Below are 20,250 nucleotides of genomic sequence, written 5' to 3' on the forward strand. Positions count from 1 at the left end.
CGTCGGCTCTCTCCAGACCCGAAATCGTACATTGATTCAATCCGCCGGCCGGCCTCCATCATATCTCCATCGAACCGGCGGTACACTTCGATTCGCCCCTTGCACCACGGGGAATCGCGACCGCATCTGCAAGATCGGCCAGGTCCGAAGGCTATAATGACCTACCATGATCCCCGTTCTGTCTACGTTCGTTACGGCAACCATCGCGCGCCGCGCCGATGGGCGTCGTGCAGCGCAGGCAGACCAGGATCTGCTGCGCTGCACCGCTATCATGAGCGTCAGCACGATGGACGATATTCAGACGCAGGCGCTGCTCGCCGCCGATCTCGCGCGTGCGCTGGGCGCCCGAATCACGGTCGAACCGGGCATTGCGACGCGACCGTTCTCGGGCGCGATCACGCTCGACGGCAGGGATCCCCGCCAGTTGCTTCGCCTGACGCCGGCGCTCGACGCCACGATCCGACGTACGCCTGACGGCTGGACGATGTCGGCCGGCGGTCGTGCGACTCCGTAATCGCGTCGCGGTCGCGTGATGGCGGGGTTCGGTCGGGGCTTCGGCGCGATCGCAACCGGCGCTACCGCGCAGGCCGCATCCGCGCAGCGGTTCGACGTCCCCGCCAGCAGCATCGGCCGGGTCGCATCGACGCTCGCAGTGCAGGGTCGGGTGACGATCACGGTGACCGATCCCGGGGTCGCGGCGCTGCGCTCGCCGGGCGTCAGCGGCAGTTTCGACATCAGGGCGGCGATCACGCGTGCCCTGCGCGGCACGAACGCGACCGCGGTGTTCTACGACGCACGGACGATCGCGATCGTCCGGCGGGCCGGTTCCGCCCGGCCGAAACCACGAAGGACGCCGAACGAGAAACCTTTGCCGACTGTGGAGCCCGACCACGACAACATCGTCGTGATGGCGAGCAAGCAGCGTTCTACGCTCGATCGGTTTCCGGGCTCGGTAAAGCTGATCGAACTCGACCGTAGCTGGGTCGCGCGGCATGCCGCGGACGGCTCCGCGGCACTGACCGACATGCTGCCCGCAGTGGGCTCGACCAATCTCGGGCCGGCGCGCAACAAGCTGTTCATCCGCGGTATCGCCGACAGCAGCTTCAACGGCCCCAGCCAGGCGACGGTCGGGCAGTATCTCGGCGACGTCCGCCTCAACTACAACGCGCCTGATCCCAATCTCAATCTCTACGACCTCGAACGGATCGGGGTGCTGATCGGGCCGCAGGGTACGCTCTACGGCGCGAGTTCGCTTGGCGGCGTAATCCGGCTGATGCCGAACGCGCCCGACGCGGACGCGGTGGCGGGATCGGTGTCGGTCGGCGGATCGGCAACGCAGGACGGCAGCCTCGGCGGCGACTTCGCGGCGATGGTCAACGTGCCGGTCATCCCGGGCAAGCTCGCGGTCCGCTTGGTCGGCTTCGTGACCCAGGGCGGCGGGTATATCGACTCGCCGGCGCGCGGTCGCCGGGATATCAACTCGACGTTCAGCGTCGGCCAGCGCCTCGTCGTGCGGTTCACGCCTGATTCCGGCTGGACCTTCGATGCCGGGCTAGTCATTCAGAATAGCAAGAATCGCGACGGCCGATACACGCTGCGCACCGATCCGCCGCTGACCCGCGACAACGGCTTCGCGCAGCCGTTCCACAATGACTACTACCTCACCCATTTTACCGCGGCCGGTCCGATCGACGACCTCGAACTGCTGACCACGACATCGGTTGCCAGCCATCAACTCACCTCGATATTCGATGCGACCGGCGCGGTTGGAACGGCGACGCGAACCCGCCCGCGGGAGGGCAATTATATCCTCCTGACGACGCATGAAACGAGGGTCACCGGCGGCACCGCGGCGGCACCCTGGGTTGCCGGAATTTCGAGTATCTACAGCCTGAGCGCATTGCTACGCACGTTCGGTCCGACCGACGTCAGGCCGGTGACGAACGGCGTGCTCAACGAACGGCTCGAAGCCGCAGTCTTCGGTCAGGTATCGCGGCCGTTATTCCAACCATCACCGGAACGATCGGCGGGCGCTTCACGCTCGCGCACAGTTCCGGATTGCCGGTCGACGAGACCGGACTCGGTACCGACCGCGTGAGCCGCAATGCGCAACGGCTTTCTACCACGCTGGCGCTATCGTGGCAGCCGACCCCGTCGTTCACCGGCTTCTTCCATTTCCAGCAGGGCTACCGCGCCAGCGGCCTTACCCTGTCGCCGACCGGCTCGACCCGGACCGCGCAGCGCTTCGCCTCCGACAATCTCGCGATGAACAATTGGGGTTCAGGCTCGGCAAGGAAGGCCGCGACCGCTTTTCGCTGCGCGCCGCGGTGTTCGCCGCCAACTGGAACGACATCCAGGCCGATCTCGTCGACAGCGCCGGGCTGCCCTATACCGCCAATATCGGTCGCGGGCAAATTTATGGCCTCAACACCGACCTGACCTGGCATCCGCACCCTGCGCTGACGATCACCGCCGCCGCCTTCATCAATGCCAGCGACGTCACGAAGCCGGCACCCGGCTTTGGCGGCCTCGGCACCAACCCGTTTCCCAACATCGCCTCGAACGGCGAGCGTGTCTCGGTCGCCTGGCACAAGACGGTGGGTAACGACATCGAGGCCAGCGCCACGGGTTCGGTCCGCTATGTCGGCAAGTCGCGGCTTGGCATCGCTCCGCTGCTAGACCTTTCGCAAGGTGGCTATGCGGTGGGTTCGGTGGGCGGACGACTGGATATCGACCGGTACGGCATCGCCCTCGACGTCGACAACGTCGCCAACGTCAGCGCCAACAGCTTCGCATTCGGCAACCCGTTCGGAGTCGCCGCCGGTAATCAGATCACCCCCGTCCGTCCGCGCACGATCCGGCTGGGCATCGACGCGGCGTTCTGATCCCCCTCCACGAAAGGTCCATCGAGCCGCGCTACGCCTCGACCCGAGGAAAGGTCTCCTCGCTGATTTCGAGGGAATATTTATGCGATCGATGCTCATGCTCGGCGTAATGGCCCCCGCCTTGCTCCTGTCGGCTCCGACCGCGGCACAGGCCAATGCACAGGCTGGCGGCAAGTGGCGTGTATCCGGCAACATCAGCGGCAAGGCCTTCGTCGTCGATTGCGCGTTCAACGAGCGTGGTCCCAGACTGGGCGGTGTCTGCATCGATGTCGCGACCGGCGAAAGCAAGGCGAAGCCCGGCAAGAGCCACGCCCTGACGGCGGGCGAGGTCCGCGGCCAGAACGTCCGCTGGACCTATCAGACAAAGGTGATGTTCATGTCGATCGACATCGTCTTCGCGGGCAAGCTCGACGGTATGCGGATGAACGGCACGGTCAGTGCGAAGGGCCGCGAAGGGACGTTCTCCGCGATCCGTTCCTGAGTTCGGCACGGTCGGGCGACGATCCGGGCACGGTCCTGACCCGGGCCGCCGTCCAGACACTCATCGGTTTGGGCTGAGGCCCGAACACAGGAGTTCGACGATGTCGTGCGCGACCTGTTGCGCCGACATCGGCCCCTCGGGGCGAAACCAGCGCGCCGGCCAGTTCAGCGCGCCGGCCAGCGTGAACGCGGTCAGGCGGACGTCCTTGACCGCCGCCGAACCATCGGCGACCGCCTCTTCGATCATCTCGCGCATCGTCGCATCGATTTCGGTCTTGAGCGCGCGGAACTGCGTGCGCGCACCCGGCGACAGGACTTCGTCGGGCGTGCGGATGACGCAGCGACCGAAATCGTCCATCGTCACCTCGGCGTATAAACGCAGGAACGCCTTCAACCGGTCGAGGCCGCTGCCACCGACCTGCTGCGAGCGTTCGGCCGCACCGCGAAGCTGGCTGAGCCCCATGCGGACGCACTCGAACAGCACCTGATCCTTGTTGCCGAGATAGTTATAGATAACCGGCTTGGTGACCCCGAGGCTTGCCGCCACGTCGTCGAGCGACGTGGCATGAAACCCGCGCTCGTTAAACATTCCGACCGCCGCACGAAGAAGTGCATCGCGCTTCTCGATGCGCAACGCCTCGCGCGATTCCGGCGACTGGAACGGCGACGATATCGCAGGCTGGATAGCAGGACGTGCTGGCATGCGCTCATCTTGACACAAGGGCAGCACCGGGCGCAACTACTCTCCAGTAGCTGCCATACCGGATCGTACGTCTATGATGCTCACCGACACCCAGACCGCGGTCAAGGACGCGATCCGCTCGTTCTCGCAGGAGCGTATCCGCCCGCACAGCGTCGCGTTCGAGGCGAACCAGGGCTTTCCGCCCGAGCTGTTCGTCGAGATGGCCGATCTCGGGCTGATGGGCATGACCGCACCCGAAGACGCTGGCGGTGGCGGCGCGGACTATGTGTCCTATGCGCTCGCGTTGATCGAGCTGGCGGCGGCGGACGGCGCGCTGTCGACAGTGGTCTCCATCCAGAACAGCCTGCTCGTGTCCGGTATCCTGAAATACGGCACCGATGCGCACCGTGCGCGATTCCTGCCCGACCTGATCGGCGGCCGGATGATCGGCGCGTTCGCGCTGACCGAGACCGATGCCGGCTCCGACGCTTCGGCGATGCGGACGCGCGCGACGCGAGTCGAGGGCGGCTGGCGGCTCAATGGTGCCAAGCAGTTCATTACTTCCGGTAAAATTGCCGGTGTGACGATGGTATTCGCGGTCACCGATCCGGCGGCGGGCAAGCGTGGCATTTCGGGCTTTCTCGTGCCGACCGACAGCCCCGGCTATTCGGTCGACAAGGTCGAGCACAAGCTCGGCCAGGCCGCGTCGGATACGGCGGCGATCCGGTTCGACGACCTGTTCCTCGACGAGTCGCTGCTGTTCGGCGAGGAGGGCGGCGGCTATCGCCTCGCGCTGTCGAACCTCGAGGCCGGTCGCATCGGTATCGCCGCGCAGTGCGTCGGCATGGCGCAGGCCGCGCTCGAGATCGCGATCGCCTATGCCAAGGATCGCAAGTCGATGGGTCAGGCGATCATCGAACACCAGGCGGTCGGCTTCCGCCTTGCCGATCTCGCGTCGAAGCTGGAGGCAAGTCGTCAGCTGGTGCTCCACGCCGCCGCGCTGAAGGATGCCGGCCAGCCCTGCCTGACCGAGGCGTCGATGGCCAAGCTGTTCGCGTCCGAAGCGGCCGAGACGATCTGTTCGGGCGCGATCCAGACGCTGGGCGGGTACGGCTATCTCGAGGAATACGGGCTTGCGAAGATCTACCGCGATGTCCGCGTCTGCCAGATTTACGAGGGTACGTCCGATATCCAGCGGATGGTCATCGCCCGCGCGCTCTAGACTTCACGAAGGAAGAACCATGTCCACCGATCCCGTCATCATCTCCAGCTATGCCCGCACGCCGATGGGTGGCTTCCAGGGGGCGTTGTCCGGCGTCACAGCGGTCGAGCTCGGCGCCACCGCGGTGCGCGCCGCGGTCGAGCGCGCTAAGGTCGATCCGGCGATCATCGATCGCATCTACATGGGCTGCGTATTGCCCGCCGGGCTCGGCCAGGCGCCTGCGCGTCAGGCGGCGCTCGGTGCCGGCCTGCCCGATTCGGTCGAGGCGACCACCGTCAACAAGATGTGCGGCTCGGGCATGCAGGCGACGATCATGGCGACCGAGGCGCTGATGGCTGGGACTGTCGACGTCGTGATCGCGGGCGGCATGGAGAGCATGACCAACGCACCGTTCCTGCTCGCCAAGCACCGTTCGGGCGCGCGGATCGGCCATGACGTCGTCTCCGATTCGATGATGATGGACGGGCTCGAGGATGCCTATGAAAAGGGCAAGCCGATGGGCGCCTTCGCCGAGGATACCGCGGGCGAATACCAGTTCACGCGCGAGGACCAGGACGCGTTCGCGATCGAGAGCCTGACGCGCGCCAGCGCCGCGGTCACCGGCGGCGGCTTCACGGACGAGGTCGTGCCGGTCACGGTCAAGACGCGCAGTGGCGACGTGATCGTCAGCGAGGACGAGCAGCCGGGCAAGGCCAAGCCCGAGAAGATCCCGGGCCTGCGTCCCGCTTTCGCCAAGGACGGCACGATCACGGCCGCCACCTCGGCGTCGATCTCCGATGGCGCGGCGGCGCTGGTGCTGACGCGGGCGAGCGTCGCGGAGAAGTTCGGGCTATCGCAGGAGGCGCGGATCGTCGCTACCGCGGCGCACGCACATGCCCCGGCGCTGTTCACGACCGCGCCCGTCTCGGCGATCCGCAAAGTACTCGATCGCGCGGGCTGGAGCGTCGAGGACGTCGACCTGTTCGAGGTGAACGAGGCGTTCGCGACGGTTGCGATGATCGCGATGCGCGAACTCGGCATCCCGCGCGACAAGCTGAACGTCAACGGTGGCGCGACCGCGCTCGGTCATCCGATCGGCGCGAGCGGTGCGCGGATCATCGCCACGCTGGTCGCCGCGCTGAAACTGCGTGGACTGAACAAGGGCGTGGCGGCGCTCTGCATCGGCGGCGGCGAGGCGACGGCGGTCGCGGTCGAACTGATCCAAGCATGACCAACGCCCCTTCCGTTTTCCTGCGCACGCAGGAATCCAGGGTTACGGTAGACGACCCTCATAATCTTGGGCTCCTGCGTCCGCAGGAGAACGGGGCGACCGGAATGGTAGCACGATGACCGGGCTCCGGGTCGACCGCGACGGCGCGGTCGTGACTCTGACGCTCGATCGCCCGGAATCCGCCAACGCGATCGACATCCCGATGGCGCGCGCGCTGATGGAGGCGGCGATCGCCTGCGACGAGGATCCGGGCGTGCGCTGCGTCCTGCTTACCGGCAACGGACGGTTCTTCTGTGCGGGCGGCGATATTGCGTCGTTCGGCGACGCGGGCGAACGCTTGCCGGCATTGCTGAAGGAGATTACCGCCTATCTCCATGCCGCCGTTGCGCGGCTTGCGCGGATGGACAAGCCGCTGGTCACCGCGATCAACGGACCGGCTGCGGGTGCAGGCATCGGCTTAGCGTTGCTCGGCGATATCGCGCTCGCCGACCCGTCAGCGCATTTCACGCTCGCCTATACCGCGATCGGCATGTCGCCTGACGGCGGTACGAGCTGGCTGTTGCCGCGGATGATCGGGTTGCGCCGCGCGCAGGAACTCTGCCTGCGCAATACGCGCGTCAAGGCCGACGAGGCTGCGGCGATCGGCATGGTCACGCGCGTGACTGGCGAGGGTGCACTGGCGACCGAGGCGTTGACGCTCGCGCACGAACTGGCCGCGTCGGCGACGTCGGCGATCGGCGCGACCCGCCGGCTACTGCTCGACGCACAGGTCACGCCGTTCGAAACGCATCTCGACGCCGAAGCACGCAGCATTGCCGGGCAGGCGCGCAAACCCGAAGGGCGCGAGGGGATCGCCGCCTATCTCGGCAAGCGCAAGCCCGATTTTCCCGGATCCGATTCCCCAGGAGCAGTCTGATGGCCCATGCCTATATCGTCGACGCGTTGCGTACCCCCGGCGGCCGTCGCAAGGGCGCGCTGGCAAGCGTCCACGCAGCCGATCTCGGCGCGATCGTGCTTGATGCGCTGGTAGCGCGGAGCGGGATCGATCCGGCGGTCATCGAGGACGTGATCGTAGGTTGCGTCAGCCAGGCGGGCGAGCAGGCGTTCGCGTTCGGGCGCAACATGGTGTTGGCCTCGTCGCTGCCCGACAGCATCCCCGCGGTGACGATCGATCGCCAATGCGGGTCGTCGCAGCAGGCGCTGCACTTTGCCGCGCAGGCGATCATGTCGGGCACGCAGGACGTCGTGATCGCCGCCGGTGCCGAGAGCATGACGCGCGTGCCGATGGGCTCGAACTTTCGCCTTCATGCAGATGCCGGGATCGGCGAAGGCCCGTGGAGCAAGGCGATCCTCGACCGCTACGCGGTCGCCGAGTTCAGCCAGTTCACCGGCGCGCAGATGGTCGCCGACAAATACGGCCTCACCCGCGAGGCGATGGATGCCTACGCCTTGCAGAGCCACCAGCGCGCTGCTGCTGCGACGGCACGTGGCGCATTCGCCGACGAGATCGTCCCCGTCGGCACGCATGCGCACGACGAAGGCATCCGCGCGGACGCGTCTCTGGAAGGCATCGGCAGCGTCAAGACGATCGCCGAGGGCGGCACGATCACCGCCGCCAACGCCAGCCAGATCACCGACGGCGCTTCCGCCACGCTGATCGTCAGCGAAGCCGCGCTCAAGACCTACGGCCTGACGCCGCTCGCGCGGATCCATTCACTGACCGTGTCCGCCGGCGATCCGGTCATTATGCTTGAGGAGCCGATCCCGGCCACCGCTAAGGCGCTCAAGCGCGCCGGGCTGTCGATCGACGACATCGACTTGTTCGAGGTCAACGAAGCCTTCGCCGCGATCCCGATGGCGTGGCTGAAGGCAACCGGAGTCGATCCGGCGCGGCTCAACGTCAACGGCGGCGCGATCGCGCTCGGCCATCCGCTGGGCGCCAGCGGTACGAAGCTGATGGCGACCCTGGTCCATGCGCTGAAGGCGCGCGGCGGGCGCTACGGCTTGCAGACGATGTGCGAGGGCGGCGGGATGGCGAACGTGACGATCGTCGAGATGCTGAACCGGTGACCGCGCTCGCCGGCCTGCGCGTCGTCGAGTTCGCCAGCATCGGGCCTGGCCCGCATGCGGCGATGCTGCTCTCCGATCTCGGCGCCGAGGTGCTGCGGATCGAGCGCGTCGGGGGCAATGGCTGGCCGAACCCGGTGATGGACCGCGGTCGTGCGCTGTTGCCGCTCGACATTCGTACGCCGGAAGGCCGCGACCGGGCGCTGGCGATCACCGACCGCGCGGATGTCGTGATCGAGGGGTTGCGGCCGGGCGTCATGGAGCGACTCGGGCTCGGGCCGACCACGATGCTCGAACGCAATCCGCGGCTCGTCTACGGACGGATGACCGGCTGGGGGCAGACCGGGCCGCTGGCGCAGGTTGCCGGCCACGATCTCAACTATATCGCCGTCAGCGGCGCCCTGGCGGCGATCGGTCCTCCCAGCGCCCCGCCCCCGCCTCCCCTCAACCTCATCGGCGATTTCGGCGGCGGATCGATGTTTCTGGTGACGGGGATTCTCGCCGCGCTGCTCGAACGCGCGCGGTCTGGACGCGGGCAGGTGGTCGACGCGGCGATCGTCGACGGTGTCAACTCGATGATGGCGATGTTCGCGGGGCTGGTTCCCGCCGGCCACGTATCGATGGACCGCGACCGCAACATGCTCGGCGGCGCGGCGCCTTTCTACCACTGCTACACCTGCGCCGACGGCCGCTACGTCTCGGTCGGCGCGATCGAGCCGAAATTCTATGCCGAACTGCTCGACCGGCTGGGGCTCCCTCCCGCACTGGCCGCCAGTCAGATGGATGCGGCGCGCTGGCCGGAAACCGCTCGCCTCTTCGCTTCGGTATTCGTGACCAGGTCCCGCGACGAATGGTGCGCGCTGCTGGAGGGGACCGACACCTGCTTCGCGCCGGTGCTCGACCTCGACGAGGTTCCCGCGCATGTGCACATGGGGGACCGTGGCGAGATGGTGGACGGCTTCTGGCACGCCGCCCCCGCCCCGCGGCTGTCTCGTACGCCCGGGCGGGTTGCGCCGACCACCGAAGGCGCATCGCGGCTCGCGGACTGGGGTATCGGCTAACCCGGCATCGCCCCGGCGCTAGCTTGGCGACGCCCGGTCACACCCGGTCACGATGCACGATTCCTTGGTAGGCTGGCGCAACGCCATTGCACAGGAACGCGCATCCATGACCGACATGCTCACGCATCTTTCCGGGCTCGCCCCCTTTCCCGACTATGATTTCAGCGAATTTGGCGAGACCGAGACGGTGGCACTGTCGCGCATCCAGAAACTGACCGGCGCGCATCTCGGCCGCAACTGGGTCGCGGTCCCGCATGTGACGCATCACGACGAGGTCGACGTGACGCAGCTTGAGGCGGATCGAAAGGCCTGGAACGACGCGCGTCCGGAGGCGAAGCTGACCCCGGTCATCCTGCTCGTTCGCGCGCTTGCCCAAACCCTCGCGCAGTTCCCGACGTTCAACGCGTCGCTCAGTTCGGACGGCAAGTCGCTGGTGCTCAAGAAATACGTCAACATCGGCGTGGCGGTCGATACGCCCAAGGGCCTCGTCGTGCCGGTATTGCGCGATGCGGCGACACGGCCGATCGCCGATCTTGCCGCCGAGCTCGTGCAACTGGCGGACAAGGCGAAGGCGAAGGGCCTGTCGATGGCCGACATGGCGGGTGGATCGATGACCGTTTCGTCGCTCGGGCATATCGGCGGGACCGCGTTCACGCCGCTGATCAACGTGCCCGAAATCGCAATCCTCGGCGCCACCGCGATCCAACTGCGGCCGTATCCGGACGGCGATGGTGCCATCAAATGGTGCAAGATGCTGCCGCTGTCGCTGAGCTATGATCACCGCGTGATCAACGGCGCGGACGCGGCGCGGTTCGTGCGCGCGATCGGCGCGGCGCTGCTGGCCGGCGACCTCGTCCCGGCCTAATCCCGGCGCGCTGAGAGGGCGTCGTCGAGGATCATCGCAGCGCCCTTTTCCGCAAGCATGATCGTCGGCGAATTGGTGTTGCCCGATACGATCCGCGGCATCGCCGAGGCGTCGACGACGCGCAATCCGGCGATCCCGCGCACCCGCAACCGCGCGTCGAGCACCGCCTGGGGATCGCTGTCGGGGCCCATCGCCGCGGTGCCGACCGGGTGGAAGATCGTCGTCCCGAGCGCCGCCGCGGCAGCCAGCAACGCGGCATCGGTCTGCACGTCGGCACCCGGCCGAAACTCGACCGGACGGAACCGTGCGAGCGGCGCCTGCCCGACGATCCGCCGCGTCAGCCTGAGCGAATCGACCGCGACCCGGCGGTCCTCGTCGGTCGACAGATAGCCGGGCGCGATCCGCGGCGGCGCGTGCGGATCGGGGCTTGCGAGCCGCACGCTGCCGCGACTGCTCGGCCGCAGGTTGCAGACGCTGGCGGTGAACGCGCCGAACCGGTGCATTCCGTCACCCCATTTGTCGAGCGACAGCGGCTGGAAATGAAATTGCAGATTGGCCGTCGCATAGTCGTCGGACGATTTCGCGAACATGCCGAGTTGCGACGGCGCCATCGTTAGCGGCCCGCGTTTGCGAACGACGTAATCGAGCCCCATGACCGCCCGCCTGAACAGGTTGGCATAATCGGTGTTGAGCGTGCGGACCCCGCTCACCTGATAGACCGGGCGGATCTGAAGATGATCCTGGAGATTGCCGCCGACGCCGGGCAGCGGATGCAACACCGGCACACCGGCCGCCGCCACTGCCGCAGGGTCGCCGATCCCCGAGAGTTGGAGGATTTTCGGCGTGCCGATCGCGCCGGCCGACAGGATGATCTCGCGGGCTGCCGGCACCGTCCACCGATCGTTGCCGCGTCGAAAGACGATACCGGTCGCCCGCCCACCGTCCAGCACGATCCGCTCTACCTCGACGCCGGTTTCGAGCCGCAGGTTCGGCCGTTTCAACGCGGGCTTCAGGAACGCGCCCGCCGCGCTGACCCGCCGTCCGGCGCGTTGGTTGATCTGGAAATAGGACGAGCCCGCATTGTCGCCGCGGTTGAAGTCGTCGATCGGCGCGATGCCGGCTTCGGCGCCCGCCGCGCGGATCGCGTCGAGGATGTCCCAGCGGACCCGCGGATGCTCGACCCGCCATTCGCCACCCGCGCGGTGGTGCACGCCGTCCGCTGCGATATGATCCTCATGCCGCAGGAAATACGGCAGCACGTCATCCCATCCCCAGCCGGCTAGGCCCCGGTCGCGCCATCCGTCGTAATCCGCCGCCTGGCCGCGCATGTAGATCATCGCGTTGATCGACGACGACCCGCCGATCACCTTGCCGCGCGGATAGGCGAGACTGCGCCCGCCAAGGCCCGCTTCGGCCACCGTCTCGAACATCCAGTCGGCACGGGGATTGCCGATCGCGAACAGATAGCCCGCGGGGACGTGAAACCAGATCCAGTCGTCCTTGCCGCCGGCTTCGAGCAGCAGCACGCGGTTCGCCGGGTCGGCGGACAAACGGTTGGCGAGCAGGCAGCCGGCCGACCCCGCGCCGACGATCACATAGTCGTACGTGCCGAACTCCGTCATCCCGCCCCTCTCCTCTTTTATCGGCCCGTATCAGAAACTTCCCGCTTCCGCGCGGACGCGCTCCGCGACGAAATCGGCGACCGCGCGAATGCGGGGCACGCGCGCGAGATCGGCGTGGAGCACCATCCAGTAGCTCCGGACGACTTCGACCGCGTCGGGCAGCACCCGCACCAGCCGCATGTGCGGGCCGACCGCGAAACAGTGGAGCAAGCCGAAACCGAGCCCCGACGCGACCGCCTCCATCTGCGCCGCCACCGAACTGGAGCGGAACACGCACCGCTTGGCCAGCGAGCGATCGAGGTTTCGCAGTTCGGGCAGGTCGATCATCTCCTCGATATACGAGATGAACGGCTGCGAGCGCAGCGCCGCCAGTGTCTCGAGCGGTCCGACGCGTGCGAGCAGGTCTTCGGACGCGTACAGGCCGATCCGGTAATCGACGAGGCGCGCCGCCTGCAACCGTCCCTGGTCGGGCCGGTGCAGGCTGATCGCGATGTCCGCCTCGCGCTTCGACAGGTTCACGGTACGCGATTCGGGCGCGAGTTCGAGTTCGACCTGCGGATGTGCCGCGTTGAGCAAATGCGCGCGCGGGGCGATGAAATATGTGCCGAACGCTTCCGGCGTCGACAGCCGCACGACGCCGGAGACCGCACCGTCCTGCCCCTCAATACGGCGACCCGCGGCCAGCACCTCGTCCTCGATCCGCTCGGCATGCTCGATCAGGTCGAGCCCCGCCTTGGTCGGCTGGACGCCGCGCGGGGAGCGATCGAACAGCCGCGTGCCGATCGAGCTTTCGAGCGCGGTCAGGCGACGCGCGAGCGTGGTGTGGTTCAGTCCGAGCGCGCGGCCGCTTGCGACGAAGCTGCCGCTACGCGCGACGGCGAGGAAGATGCGCAGATCATCCCAGTCCAGCACCTACAAAAACGCACAACGACTTCGCATCCTACCCGTATATCTGCGCAAAATCGCAGATGCTATCCCATCCTCATAAACAAAGGATGAGGAATCCCCGATGCGCACGATCCACCACTTCATCGACGGCACGGCTTCGACCGCGACGCCCACCCGGCTCGGCGACGTCTACGATCCCGCGCTCGGCGAAGTGCAGGCGAAGGTCGCGCTGGGCGATGCCGCGCTGCTCGACGAGGCGGTCGCGAATGCGAAGGCGGCACAACCGGCCTGGGCCGCGACCAACCCGCAGCGCCGCGCCCGCGTGATGTTCCGGTTCAAGGAACTGATCGAGACGCACATGGACGAACTCGCCGAACTTTTGTCGCGCGAACACGGCAAGGTGATCGCCGATTCGAAGGGCGACATCCAGCGCGGGCTCGAAGTGGTCGAGTTCGTCTGCGGCATCCCGCATCTGCTCAAGGGCGAATACACCGAAGGCGCCGGCCCCGGCATCGACGTCTATTCGATGCGCCAGCCGATCGGCATCGCCGCCGGCATCACGCCGTTCAACTTCCCGGCGATGATCCCGCTCTGGATGTGCGCGCCCGCGATCGCCTGCGGCAATGCGTTCATCATCAAGCCGTCCGAGCGCGATCCATCGGTGCCGGTGCGGCTCGCCGAACTGGCGATCGAGGCGGGCCTGCCCAAGGGTATCCTGAACGTCGTCCACGGCGACAAGGAGATGGTCGACGCGATCCTCGACCATGCCGACATCAAGGCGATCAGCTTCGTCGGATCGTCCGACATCGCGCAATATGTCTACGGCCGCGGTGCCGCGAACGGCAAGCGCGTGCAGTGCATGGGCGGCGCGAAGAACCACGGCATCATCCTGCCGGACGCCGACATGGACCAGGCGGTCGCCGACATCATCGGCGCTGCGTACGGCTCGGCAGGCGAGCGCTGCATGGCGCTGCCGGTGGTGGTGCCGGTCGGCGAGGAAACCGCAGAACGGCTGCGCGGGAAACTGATCGCGGCGATCGCCGATCTGCGCGTCGGCGTGCCAACCGATCCTGACGCGCATTACGGGCCGGTGATCGGTGCGGCGCACAAGGCGCGGGTCGAGGCCTATATCCAGATGGCGATCGACGAAGGCGCGGAGCTGGTTGTCGACGGGCGCGGGCTGACGTTGCAGGGCTACGAGAACGGCTATTTCATGGGGCCGACGTTGCTCGATCGCGTGACGCCCGAGATGCAGAGCTATCAGGAGGAGATTTTCGGGCCGGTGCTCCAGATCATGCGCGCCAGGACGTTCGAGGAGGCGGTGTCGTATCCGACCAACCATCAATACGGCAACGGCGTCGCGATTTTCACGCGCAACGGCGACTTCGCGCGCAAGTTCGCCAGCAGCGTCGAGATCGGCATGGTCGGCATCAACGTGCCGATCCCGGTGCCGGTCGCGTATCACAGCTTCGGCGGGTGGAAGCGTTCGGGCTTCGGCGACCTCGACCAGTACGGCATGGACGGGATCCGCTTCTACACGCGCACGAAGAAGGTGACGCAGCGCTGGCCGGCGGCGGACGTCACCGCGGGATCGGTGGTGGATCAGAGCTTCGTCATTCCGACGATGGGGTAAGGGGCGGCAGCGCATTCGTCCTGCACCACCCCCGCGGAGGCCGAGCTGGGCGATCGCAGCCTAAAACTGTTTCCCCGCAAAGGCGGGGACGCAGACCCGGCTCCCGCCTTTGCGGGAGAACAGGTAGGCGGGAGATAGCCGCCGAACTTCTCCCGCCGCCACGCGTCCCCCAATCTCATCGTCGGCACGATGCCGGGAGGGTTGACGCTCGGACCCCCGCCCCCTCTACAATCGGGAAAGCGAGCGAACAGGCACGCGGTACATTCGAGGACGCCATGAAGCCCGGAACGAAGCTCAAATCCGTCGTCTGCGACACCGAAGTCATGGTCATCCGCGGCGGTAGCGACGGCGTGGTGGCATGCGGCGGCGCGCCGATGGCGGACGAGCGCCCCGCCGAGCGCGGCGCAATCGATCCCGCGTTCGCCGACGGTACGCGGATAGGCAAGCGCTATGTCGATGCAGGCGGCACGGTCGAGCTGCTGTGCGTCAAGCAGGGGGCTGGATCGCTGTCGCTCGACGGTGTCGCGCTCGTCACGAAGGACGCCAAGCCCCTGCCCGCGTCCGACTGACGCCCGACCATGAACATCTCGCTCTTTCTCCAGATGGCGGCGGATACCGACGCCGACCGGATCGCGTTGGTCTGCGACGGCCGACGCTGGTCCTACGGTGCCCTCTACCGCGCCGCTCAGGGGGCCGCGCGAAGCATCCGAGACACCAATGCGACCCATGTCGCGCTGCTCGACGAAAGCAGCGAGGCTTCCGCAATCGCGCTGTTCGGCGCAGCGATCGCGGGGGTCCCGTACGTGCCGCTCAACTACCGGCTCGCGGATGCCGACCTCGGCGCGCTGCTCGCTAGGATCGCGCCCGCCTATGTCATCGGGAATGTCGAGCGGCTCGGCAAGCTGAGCACGGAGGTTGGCCATAGCGCGTGGTCGCGCGCCGATTTCGTCCGCGAGGCCGAAGCGCACGCGGACGGCCCCGAGCTCGACGAAACCGACGAGACGATCGCGATTCAGCTGTTCACCAGCGGAACCACCGCGGCGCCCAAGGCCGCGGTGCTGCGCCATTCGAACCTGCTGTCGTATATCCTCGGCACCGTCGAATTCGGGTCGGCACCCGAGGACGACGCCGCGCTGGTCTGCGTCCCGCCTTATCATATCGCGGGAATCGCGGCGGTGCTCAGCTCGGTCTATGCGATGCGGCGCATCCTGATGCTGCCCGCGTTCGATCCCGAGGCCTGGCTGGCGCTGGTCGCAGCCGAGCGCGCGACCAACGCCTTCGTCGTGCCGACGATGCTGTCGCGGATCGTGACCGCGATGGATACGAAGGCGCCCGGCGACATCGCGTCGTTGCGCGCGATCGCCTATGGCGGCGGTCGCATGCCGGCCGAACTGATCGACCGCGCGCTCGACCTGTTCCCGGATACCGGCTTCACCAACGCCTACGGCCTGACCGAGACGAGCTCGACGGTCGCGCTGCTTGGCCCTGAGGACCACCGCGCCGCGCACCGTGCGGATGACGCGGAAATCCGCGCGCGGCTGTCGTCGGTCGGCCGGCCGCTGCCAACGATCGAACTCGAGATCCGCGACGAAGGCGGCAAGGTGCTTCCCGCCGGTGAACGCGGTGAGATCTACGTCCGCGGCGACCAGGTATCGGGCGAATACAAGGAACGTAGCGCACTCGATGCGCAGGGCTGGTTCCCGACGCGCGACGCCGGCTGGATCGACGCGGACGGGTATCTCTTCCTCGCTGGCCGCGCGGACGATGTGATCGTGCGCGGCGGCGAGAACATCTCGCCGGGCGAGGTCGAGGACGTGCTGCTGACGCACGCCGCGATCGCCGACGCGGCCGCGGTCGCGGTCGCATCGGCGGAATGGGGCGAGGCGGTCGGCGTCGCGCTCGCCTGCCGCCCCGAACATGCCCGCCCCGACGAAGCGGAGTTGCGTACGCTGATCCGGGACCGGCTGCGCTCGTCGCGCGTGCCGGAGCGGATCGTGTTCGTCGACACGCTGCCCTATAACGAGATGGGCAAGTTGCTCAGGCGTGAGGTCCGCAAGCTGTTCGAGGGCTGACATGACAGTCGCCATGCCGCTTGCCGATGTTGCCGAAACCTGGGTGCGCGATTTCGAACACTTGACCGGGCAAAGGCTCGCGGCGGTCGATGGCGCGACCCTGCTGGGCGAGCGCGCGATGCTCGGCGGCTTCCGTATTCCAAGCCGGGTATCGGCGGGCGGCGGATGCCGGATTTTCGATACGCGGACCGGGGGCGTGGCGCTGAACCTCGCGCGACCGGACGACTGGACGCTGCTGCCGGCGCTGTTCGAGACTGACGCCGACTATCGCGACGTTGCAGCCGTTGCAGCCGGCATGGTCATGCAGGATGGCGACGATCTTGTCGCGCGCGGCCGCGTGCTGGGGCTGGCGATCGCCGCCGCGAACGGAACGCCTGATATTGTACGTGCCTGCACGGTGATCATGCGGGCAGCTGGAAGTTCGCCACCGGGCAGGCGGGCGCCGCGGGTGCTCGATCTGTCCGCCTTGTGGGCTGGGCCATTGGCGGCACACCTTCTGTGGCTGGCCGGGGCCGACGTCACGAAGATCGAGAGCCGGACGCGGCCCGATGCGATGCGGCGCGGTGACGCAGCTTTTTTCGCATTGCTCAACCAAGGCAAGGCAAGCGTCGCGCTTGATCTTACCGTCGCCGCCGAGCGCGAGGCACTCCTGGCGCTGATCGCACGATCGGACATCGTGATCGAAGCCGCGCGGCCGCGCGCACTCGAGCATCTCGGCATCCGCGCGAACGAACTGGTCCGCGGACAACCGGGACTGACCTGGATCACGATCACCGGGCACGGCGCGCAAGGCGATGCTGCGAACTGGGTCGGCTTCGGCGACGATTGCGCTATGTCGGCGGGGCTCGGTGCAGCGCTGCACGACGTCGCCGGACGAACCGGTTTCGTCGGCGACGCAGTCGCCGATCCACTTACCGGGATCCGTGCGGCCGGCGTCGCGTGGCAGGCCTGGAAGTCGGGTCAAGGCGGTCGGTACGGGCTCGCCATGAGCGGCGTCGTTGCGGAGGCGATGGCGATCGCCCGGCGGTCAGGCGATTTCGACGCCTTGCTCATCGCATGGGCTGCGGCCGAGGGAATGCCGTTTCCGACCGTGCAATCGCGCACCACAGGTCCGGTAGCGGCACTGGGCGCCGATACGCGAACGGCGCTGGCCGAGCTGCTTCTATGCTGATCCGCGGAGCCGAGTTGGAGGGGGGGCGCCTGGCCGATCTCCGCATCGAAAACGGCCGTGTCGTCGCGATCGGACAGCTATCCTCGGCCGCGGGAGAAGCGTCGATCGACGCGCGTGGCGGATTGCTGCTGCCCGGCCTGCACGACCACCATATCCACGTCGCCGCGCTCGCCGCCGCCGCGGCGTCGGTGCAATGCGGCCCGCCGCATGTCGCCAGCCTGGACGCGTTGATCGCAGCGCTGACCGCGGCGTTGCGCATTTCCGGCACGGGCTGGCTGCGCGGAATCGGGTATCACCAAAGCGTCGCGGGGATGCTCGACGCCGGGATGCTCGATACGATCGCGGCGGACCGGCCGATCCGGATCCAGCACCGGGGCGGGCGGATGTGGTTTCTGAACTCGATGGCGCTCGATCTGCTGCTCGCCGGTCGATCCGCACCGCAGGGGTTGGAGCGGGTCGATGGACGCTTCACCGGGCGACTGTTCGAGGGGGATGTATGGCTGAAGACCGCGCTCGCCGGTCGGCTGCCGTCCTTCGCAAAGATCGGCACTATGCTCGCCGCGCGCGGCGTGACCGGCCTTACGGAGATATCGCCCGCGAACGACTCCGTGATCGCCCGACATTTCGCTGCCGAACGCGCAAACGGAAACCTGCCCCAGACGGTCATGCTGGCCGGGCGCAGTGCGCTGTGCCGGGATGACATGGCGGACGGTATGACGCTTGGCCCGGTCAAGCTGCACCTGCACGAAGCCGCGCTGCCGGCGTTCGACGATATCGTGCATTCGATCCGGGAGGCGCACGACCGGGGCCGCACCGTCGCAGTTCACTGCGTGACCGAGGTCGAACTGGTGTTCACGCTGGCCGCGATCGACGAGGCGGGTGCGATGCGGGGCGACCGTATCGAACATGCCTCGATCGCGCCCGACACCGCCGTTACGGAGATCGCGCGGCTCGGTCTCGCGGTCGTCAGCCAGCCGCACTTCATCGCCGAGCGCGGCGACGCGTACCGCGACAGCGTAGCGCCTGAGGAGCAACTGCTGCTGTATCGCCTGCGGGCGTTCCTCGACGCGGGTGTGACGCTGGCGGGCGGCAGCGATGCACCGTTCGGCGGCGCGGACCCTTGGATGTCGATGGCCGCCGCGGTCTCGCGCCAGACTCACTCGGGGACAACGATCGGTGCGGGCGAAGCGCTTACCCCCGAACAAGCGCTGGACCTGTACCTCGCCGCCCCCGATGACTTGCGCCGGCGGCGGCATGTCGAGATCGGCGCACCCGCCGATCTCTGCCTGCTCGATCGGAGATGGGCGCGCGCGCGCGACGACCTGGCCTCAGTCGGAGTGCAGGGCACCTGGATCGACGGCCGGCGCGTCCACGATCGCATCGACCAGCCCCCAGCGTAGCGCCGTCGCGGCGTCGATCCGCTTGCCCGACAGGATCATCAGCGCCGTTCGCTGCCGGCCGATCCGACGCGGGATCGAGACGCAGCCGCCTGCCCCCGGCAGGATACCCATCGCCAGTTCGGGAAGCTGGAACCATGCAGAAGGCGCTGCCGTGATCCGTCCTGCAAACGCCGCCATCTCCAGCGCGGAGCCGATACAGGCGCCCTGCACGTGCACGTCGACGATGGGGCCACAGCGAGACAACGGATGCGCCGGCAGCGTCACGGCCCGGATCCCATGCGCGGTCGCGGGATCGCGCGTGGTTCCGAACTCGGCCAGATCGGCACCCACGCTGAACGCCGGCCCGACCGAGCGCAGTTCGACGCGCGCGATGTCCGGGTCGAGCGCGGCGATCGTGAACGCCTCGAACAGCGCATCGCGGAGTGCCCAATCGACCGCGTTGCGCGCGCCGGGCCGATCGATCACGATCCGCAAGCAGGTGTCGTCGCGGCTCAGCACAATCCGGCCAGGCGGCGCAGGGTCGGTCCGTGGCTGTGCAACGATCCAGTCCGTGTGCTCGACGCTCCCTTGCAGCATCGCGTAGGTTATCGATTCCAGCGTCAGCGCGGCGCGCGCGCGCATGCCTTCGGTACACCGCAACAGCTGCACCGATGCCGCCGCCGCGTAAGGATGACGGGTCACCTGCTCGACGATACGCTCGGCCGTCGCCGGCGCTTCGACGATCGTATCGAGGTGCCGTGATCGTGGATGCGACGGATCGCCAAGACCTATTATCGGAAACGGCGGCAGGTGCATTTCGCCGAAATCGTCGGCCAGTCGATCGACCTCGACGAACGCGAGAGGCATCCGGTCGCCGGCCCAGTTCGACGCCAGGAGCGCGGGATCGATCATGTAGGGATCGACGCTCGTCACTTTAGTCCTTCGCGAGTCCGGCCCGATTGACCGCCCCTACGATGTGCCCGCGCTTGCCGGTCCGGTAAAGCGACTTAGAC

19 protein-coding genes are annotated in these 20,250 nt (G+C 67.5%); 15 read left to right on the forward strand and 4 right to left on the reverse strand.

Annotated features, from left to right (window positions below; all coding sequences use genetic code 11):
- Nucleotides 1–166 precede the first annotated feature (166 nt).
- From SJY41_RS08685 to SJY41_RS08700, 4 genes are all read left to right on the forward strand, one after another.
- The gene (locus SJY41_RS08685; RefSeq protein ID WP_380780852.1) at nucleotides 167–514 is read left to right on the forward strand and encodes a hypothetical protein; all 348 of its coding nucleotides are present in this window, start codon (nucleotides 167–169) and stop codon (nucleotides 512–514) included.
- An 18-nt stretch (nucleotides 515–532) separates the two neighbouring features.
- Nucleotides 533–2,098 (forward strand): TonB-dependent receptor plug domain-containing protein, encoded by a 1,566-nt coding sequence (locus SJY41_RS08690; RefSeq protein ID WP_380780853.1) that lies wholly within the window; start codon nucleotides 533–535, stop codon nucleotides 2,096–2,098.
- A gap of 175 nt (nucleotides 2,099–2,273) precedes the next feature.
- On the forward strand, nucleotides 2,274–2,885 hold the full coding sequence (locus SJY41_RS08695) for a hypothetical protein (RefSeq protein ID WP_380780855.1): 612 nt from the start codon (nucleotides 2,274–2,276) through the stop codon (nucleotides 2,883–2,885).
- Nucleotides 2,886–2,967: 82 nt separating this feature from the next.
- Nucleotides 2,968–3,366, forward strand: a complete 399-nt coding sequence (locus SJY41_RS08700; RefSeq protein WP_380780856.1) for a hypothetical protein — start codon at nucleotides 2,968–2,970, stop codon at nucleotides 3,364–3,366.
- A 60-nt stretch (nucleotides 3,367–3,426) separates the two neighbouring features.
- Here SJY41_RS08700 and SJY41_RS08705 read toward each other — a convergent pair whose 3' ends face one another.
- Nucleotides 3,427–4,068 carry a TetR/AcrR family transcriptional regulator gene (locus SJY41_RS08705; protein WP_380780858.1) on the reverse strand — a complete coding sequence of 214 codons (642 nt, stop codon included), beginning with the start codon at nucleotides 4,066–4,068 and terminating at the stop codon, nucleotides 3,427–3,429.
- A 76-nt stretch (nucleotides 4,069–4,144) separates the two neighbouring features.
- Between SJY41_RS08705 and SJY41_RS08710 the strand changes: the two genes are divergently transcribed.
- From SJY41_RS08710 to SJY41_RS08735, 6 genes are all read left to right on the forward strand, one after another.
- On the forward strand, nucleotides 4,145–5,269 hold the full coding sequence (locus tag SJY41_RS08710; RefSeq protein ID WP_380784090.1) for an acyl-CoA dehydrogenase family protein: 1,125 nt from the start codon (nucleotides 4,145–4,147) through the stop codon (nucleotides 5,267–5,269).
- 19 nt (nucleotides 5,270–5,288) lie between these two features.
- Entirely contained in the window at nucleotides 5,289–6,479 is a 1,191-nt protein-coding gene (locus SJY41_RS08715; protein ID WP_380780860.1) for an acetyl-CoA C-acyltransferase, read from the forward strand.
- A gap of 115 nt (nucleotides 6,480–6,594) precedes the next feature.
- On the forward strand, nucleotides 6,595–7,395 hold the full coding sequence (locus SJY41_RS08720) for an enoyl-CoA hydratase/isomerase family protein (protein ID WP_380780862.1): 801 nt from the start codon (nucleotides 6,595–6,597) through the stop codon (nucleotides 7,393–7,395).
- Complete coding sequence (locus SJY41_RS08725) at nucleotides 7,395–8,549, forward strand: acetyl-CoA C-acetyltransferase (RefSeq protein ID WP_380780864.1); 1,155 nt, start codon at nucleotides 7,395–7,397, stop codon at nucleotides 8,547–8,549. Before SJY41_RS08720 ends, SJY41_RS08725 begins: the two co-directional genes overlap by 1 nt.
- Complete coding sequence (locus SJY41_RS08730; RefSeq protein WP_380780867.1) at nucleotides 8,546–9,607, forward strand: CaiB/BaiF CoA transferase family protein; 1,062 nt, start codon at nucleotides 8,546–8,548, stop codon at nucleotides 9,605–9,607. The genes SJY41_RS08725 and SJY41_RS08730 overlap by 4 nt, the downstream gene beginning before the upstream one ends.
- 106 nt (nucleotides 9,608–9,713) lie before the next feature.
- Nucleotides 9,714–10,472: a 2-oxo acid dehydrogenase subunit E2 gene (locus SJY41_RS08735; protein ID WP_380780869.1), complete on the forward strand. Its 759-nt coding sequence runs from the start codon at nucleotides 9,714–9,716 to the stop codon at nucleotides 10,470–10,472.
- On the opposite strand, the gene SJY41_RS08740 is transcribed toward SJY41_RS08735, so the two are convergent.
- Nucleotides 10,469–12,094 carry a GMC family oxidoreductase gene (locus SJY41_RS08740; protein WP_380780871.1) on the reverse strand — a complete coding sequence of 542 codons (1,626 nt, stop codon included), beginning with the start codon at nucleotides 12,092–12,094 and terminating at the stop codon, nucleotides 10,469–10,471. The genes SJY41_RS08735 and SJY41_RS08740 overlap by 4 nt on opposite strands.
- 30 nt (nucleotides 12,095–12,124) lie before the next feature.
- Entirely contained in the window at nucleotides 12,125–13,006 is an 882-nt protein-coding gene (locus SJY41_RS08745) for a LysR family transcriptional regulator (protein WP_380780873.1), read from the reverse strand.
- 97 nt (nucleotides 13,007–13,103) lie between these two features.
- On the opposite strand from SJY41_RS08745, the gene SJY41_RS08750 reads away from it, so the two are divergent.
- From SJY41_RS08750 to SJY41_RS08770, 5 genes are all read left to right on the forward strand, one after another.
- A complete protein-coding gene (locus tag SJY41_RS08750; protein ID WP_380780875.1) occupies nucleotides 13,104–14,615 on the forward strand; it encodes a CoA-acylating methylmalonate-semialdehyde dehydrogenase in 1,512 nt (503 codons plus the stop codon).
- A gap of 275 nt (nucleotides 14,616–14,890) precedes the next feature.
- Nucleotides 14,891–15,184: a hypothetical protein gene (locus tag SJY41_RS08755; RefSeq protein ID WP_380780877.1), complete on the forward strand. Its 294-nt coding sequence runs from the start codon at nucleotides 14,891–14,893 to the stop codon at nucleotides 15,182–15,184.
- 9 nt (nucleotides 15,185–15,193) lie between these two features.
- Complete coding sequence (locus SJY41_RS08760; RefSeq protein ID WP_380780879.1) at nucleotides 15,194–16,687, forward strand: class I adenylate-forming enzyme family protein; 1,494 nt, start codon at nucleotides 15,194–15,196, stop codon at nucleotides 16,685–16,687.
- Nucleotide 16,688: 1 nt separating this feature from the next.
- Nucleotides 16,689–17,858 (forward strand): CoA transferase, encoded by a 1,170-nt coding sequence (locus tag SJY41_RS08765; RefSeq protein ID WP_380780880.1) that lies wholly within the window; start codon nucleotides 16,689–16,691, stop codon nucleotides 17,856–17,858.
- Nucleotides 17,852–19,258 carry an amidohydrolase family protein gene (locus tag SJY41_RS08770; RefSeq protein WP_380780882.1) on the forward strand — a complete coding sequence of 469 codons (1,407 nt, stop codon included), beginning with the start codon at nucleotides 17,852–17,854 and terminating at the stop codon, nucleotides 19,256–19,258. The genes SJY41_RS08765 and SJY41_RS08770 overlap by 7 nt, the downstream gene beginning before the upstream one ends.
- On the opposite strand, the gene SJY41_RS08775 is transcribed toward SJY41_RS08770, so the two are convergent.
- Nucleotides 19,187–20,170: an enoyl-CoA hydratase/isomerase family protein gene (locus tag SJY41_RS08775; protein ID WP_380780884.1), complete on the reverse strand. Its 984-nt coding sequence runs from the start codon at nucleotides 20,168–20,170 to the stop codon at nucleotides 19,187–19,189. The two genes, SJY41_RS08770 and SJY41_RS08775, sit on opposite strands and share 72 nt — an antisense overlap.
- Nucleotides 20,171–20,250 lie beyond the last annotated feature (80 nt).

This window comes from Sphingomonas sp. R86520, from assembly GCF_042466285.1.
Lineage (GTDB): Bacteria > Pseudomonadota > Alphaproteobacteria > Sphingomonadales > Sphingomonadaceae > Sphingomonas.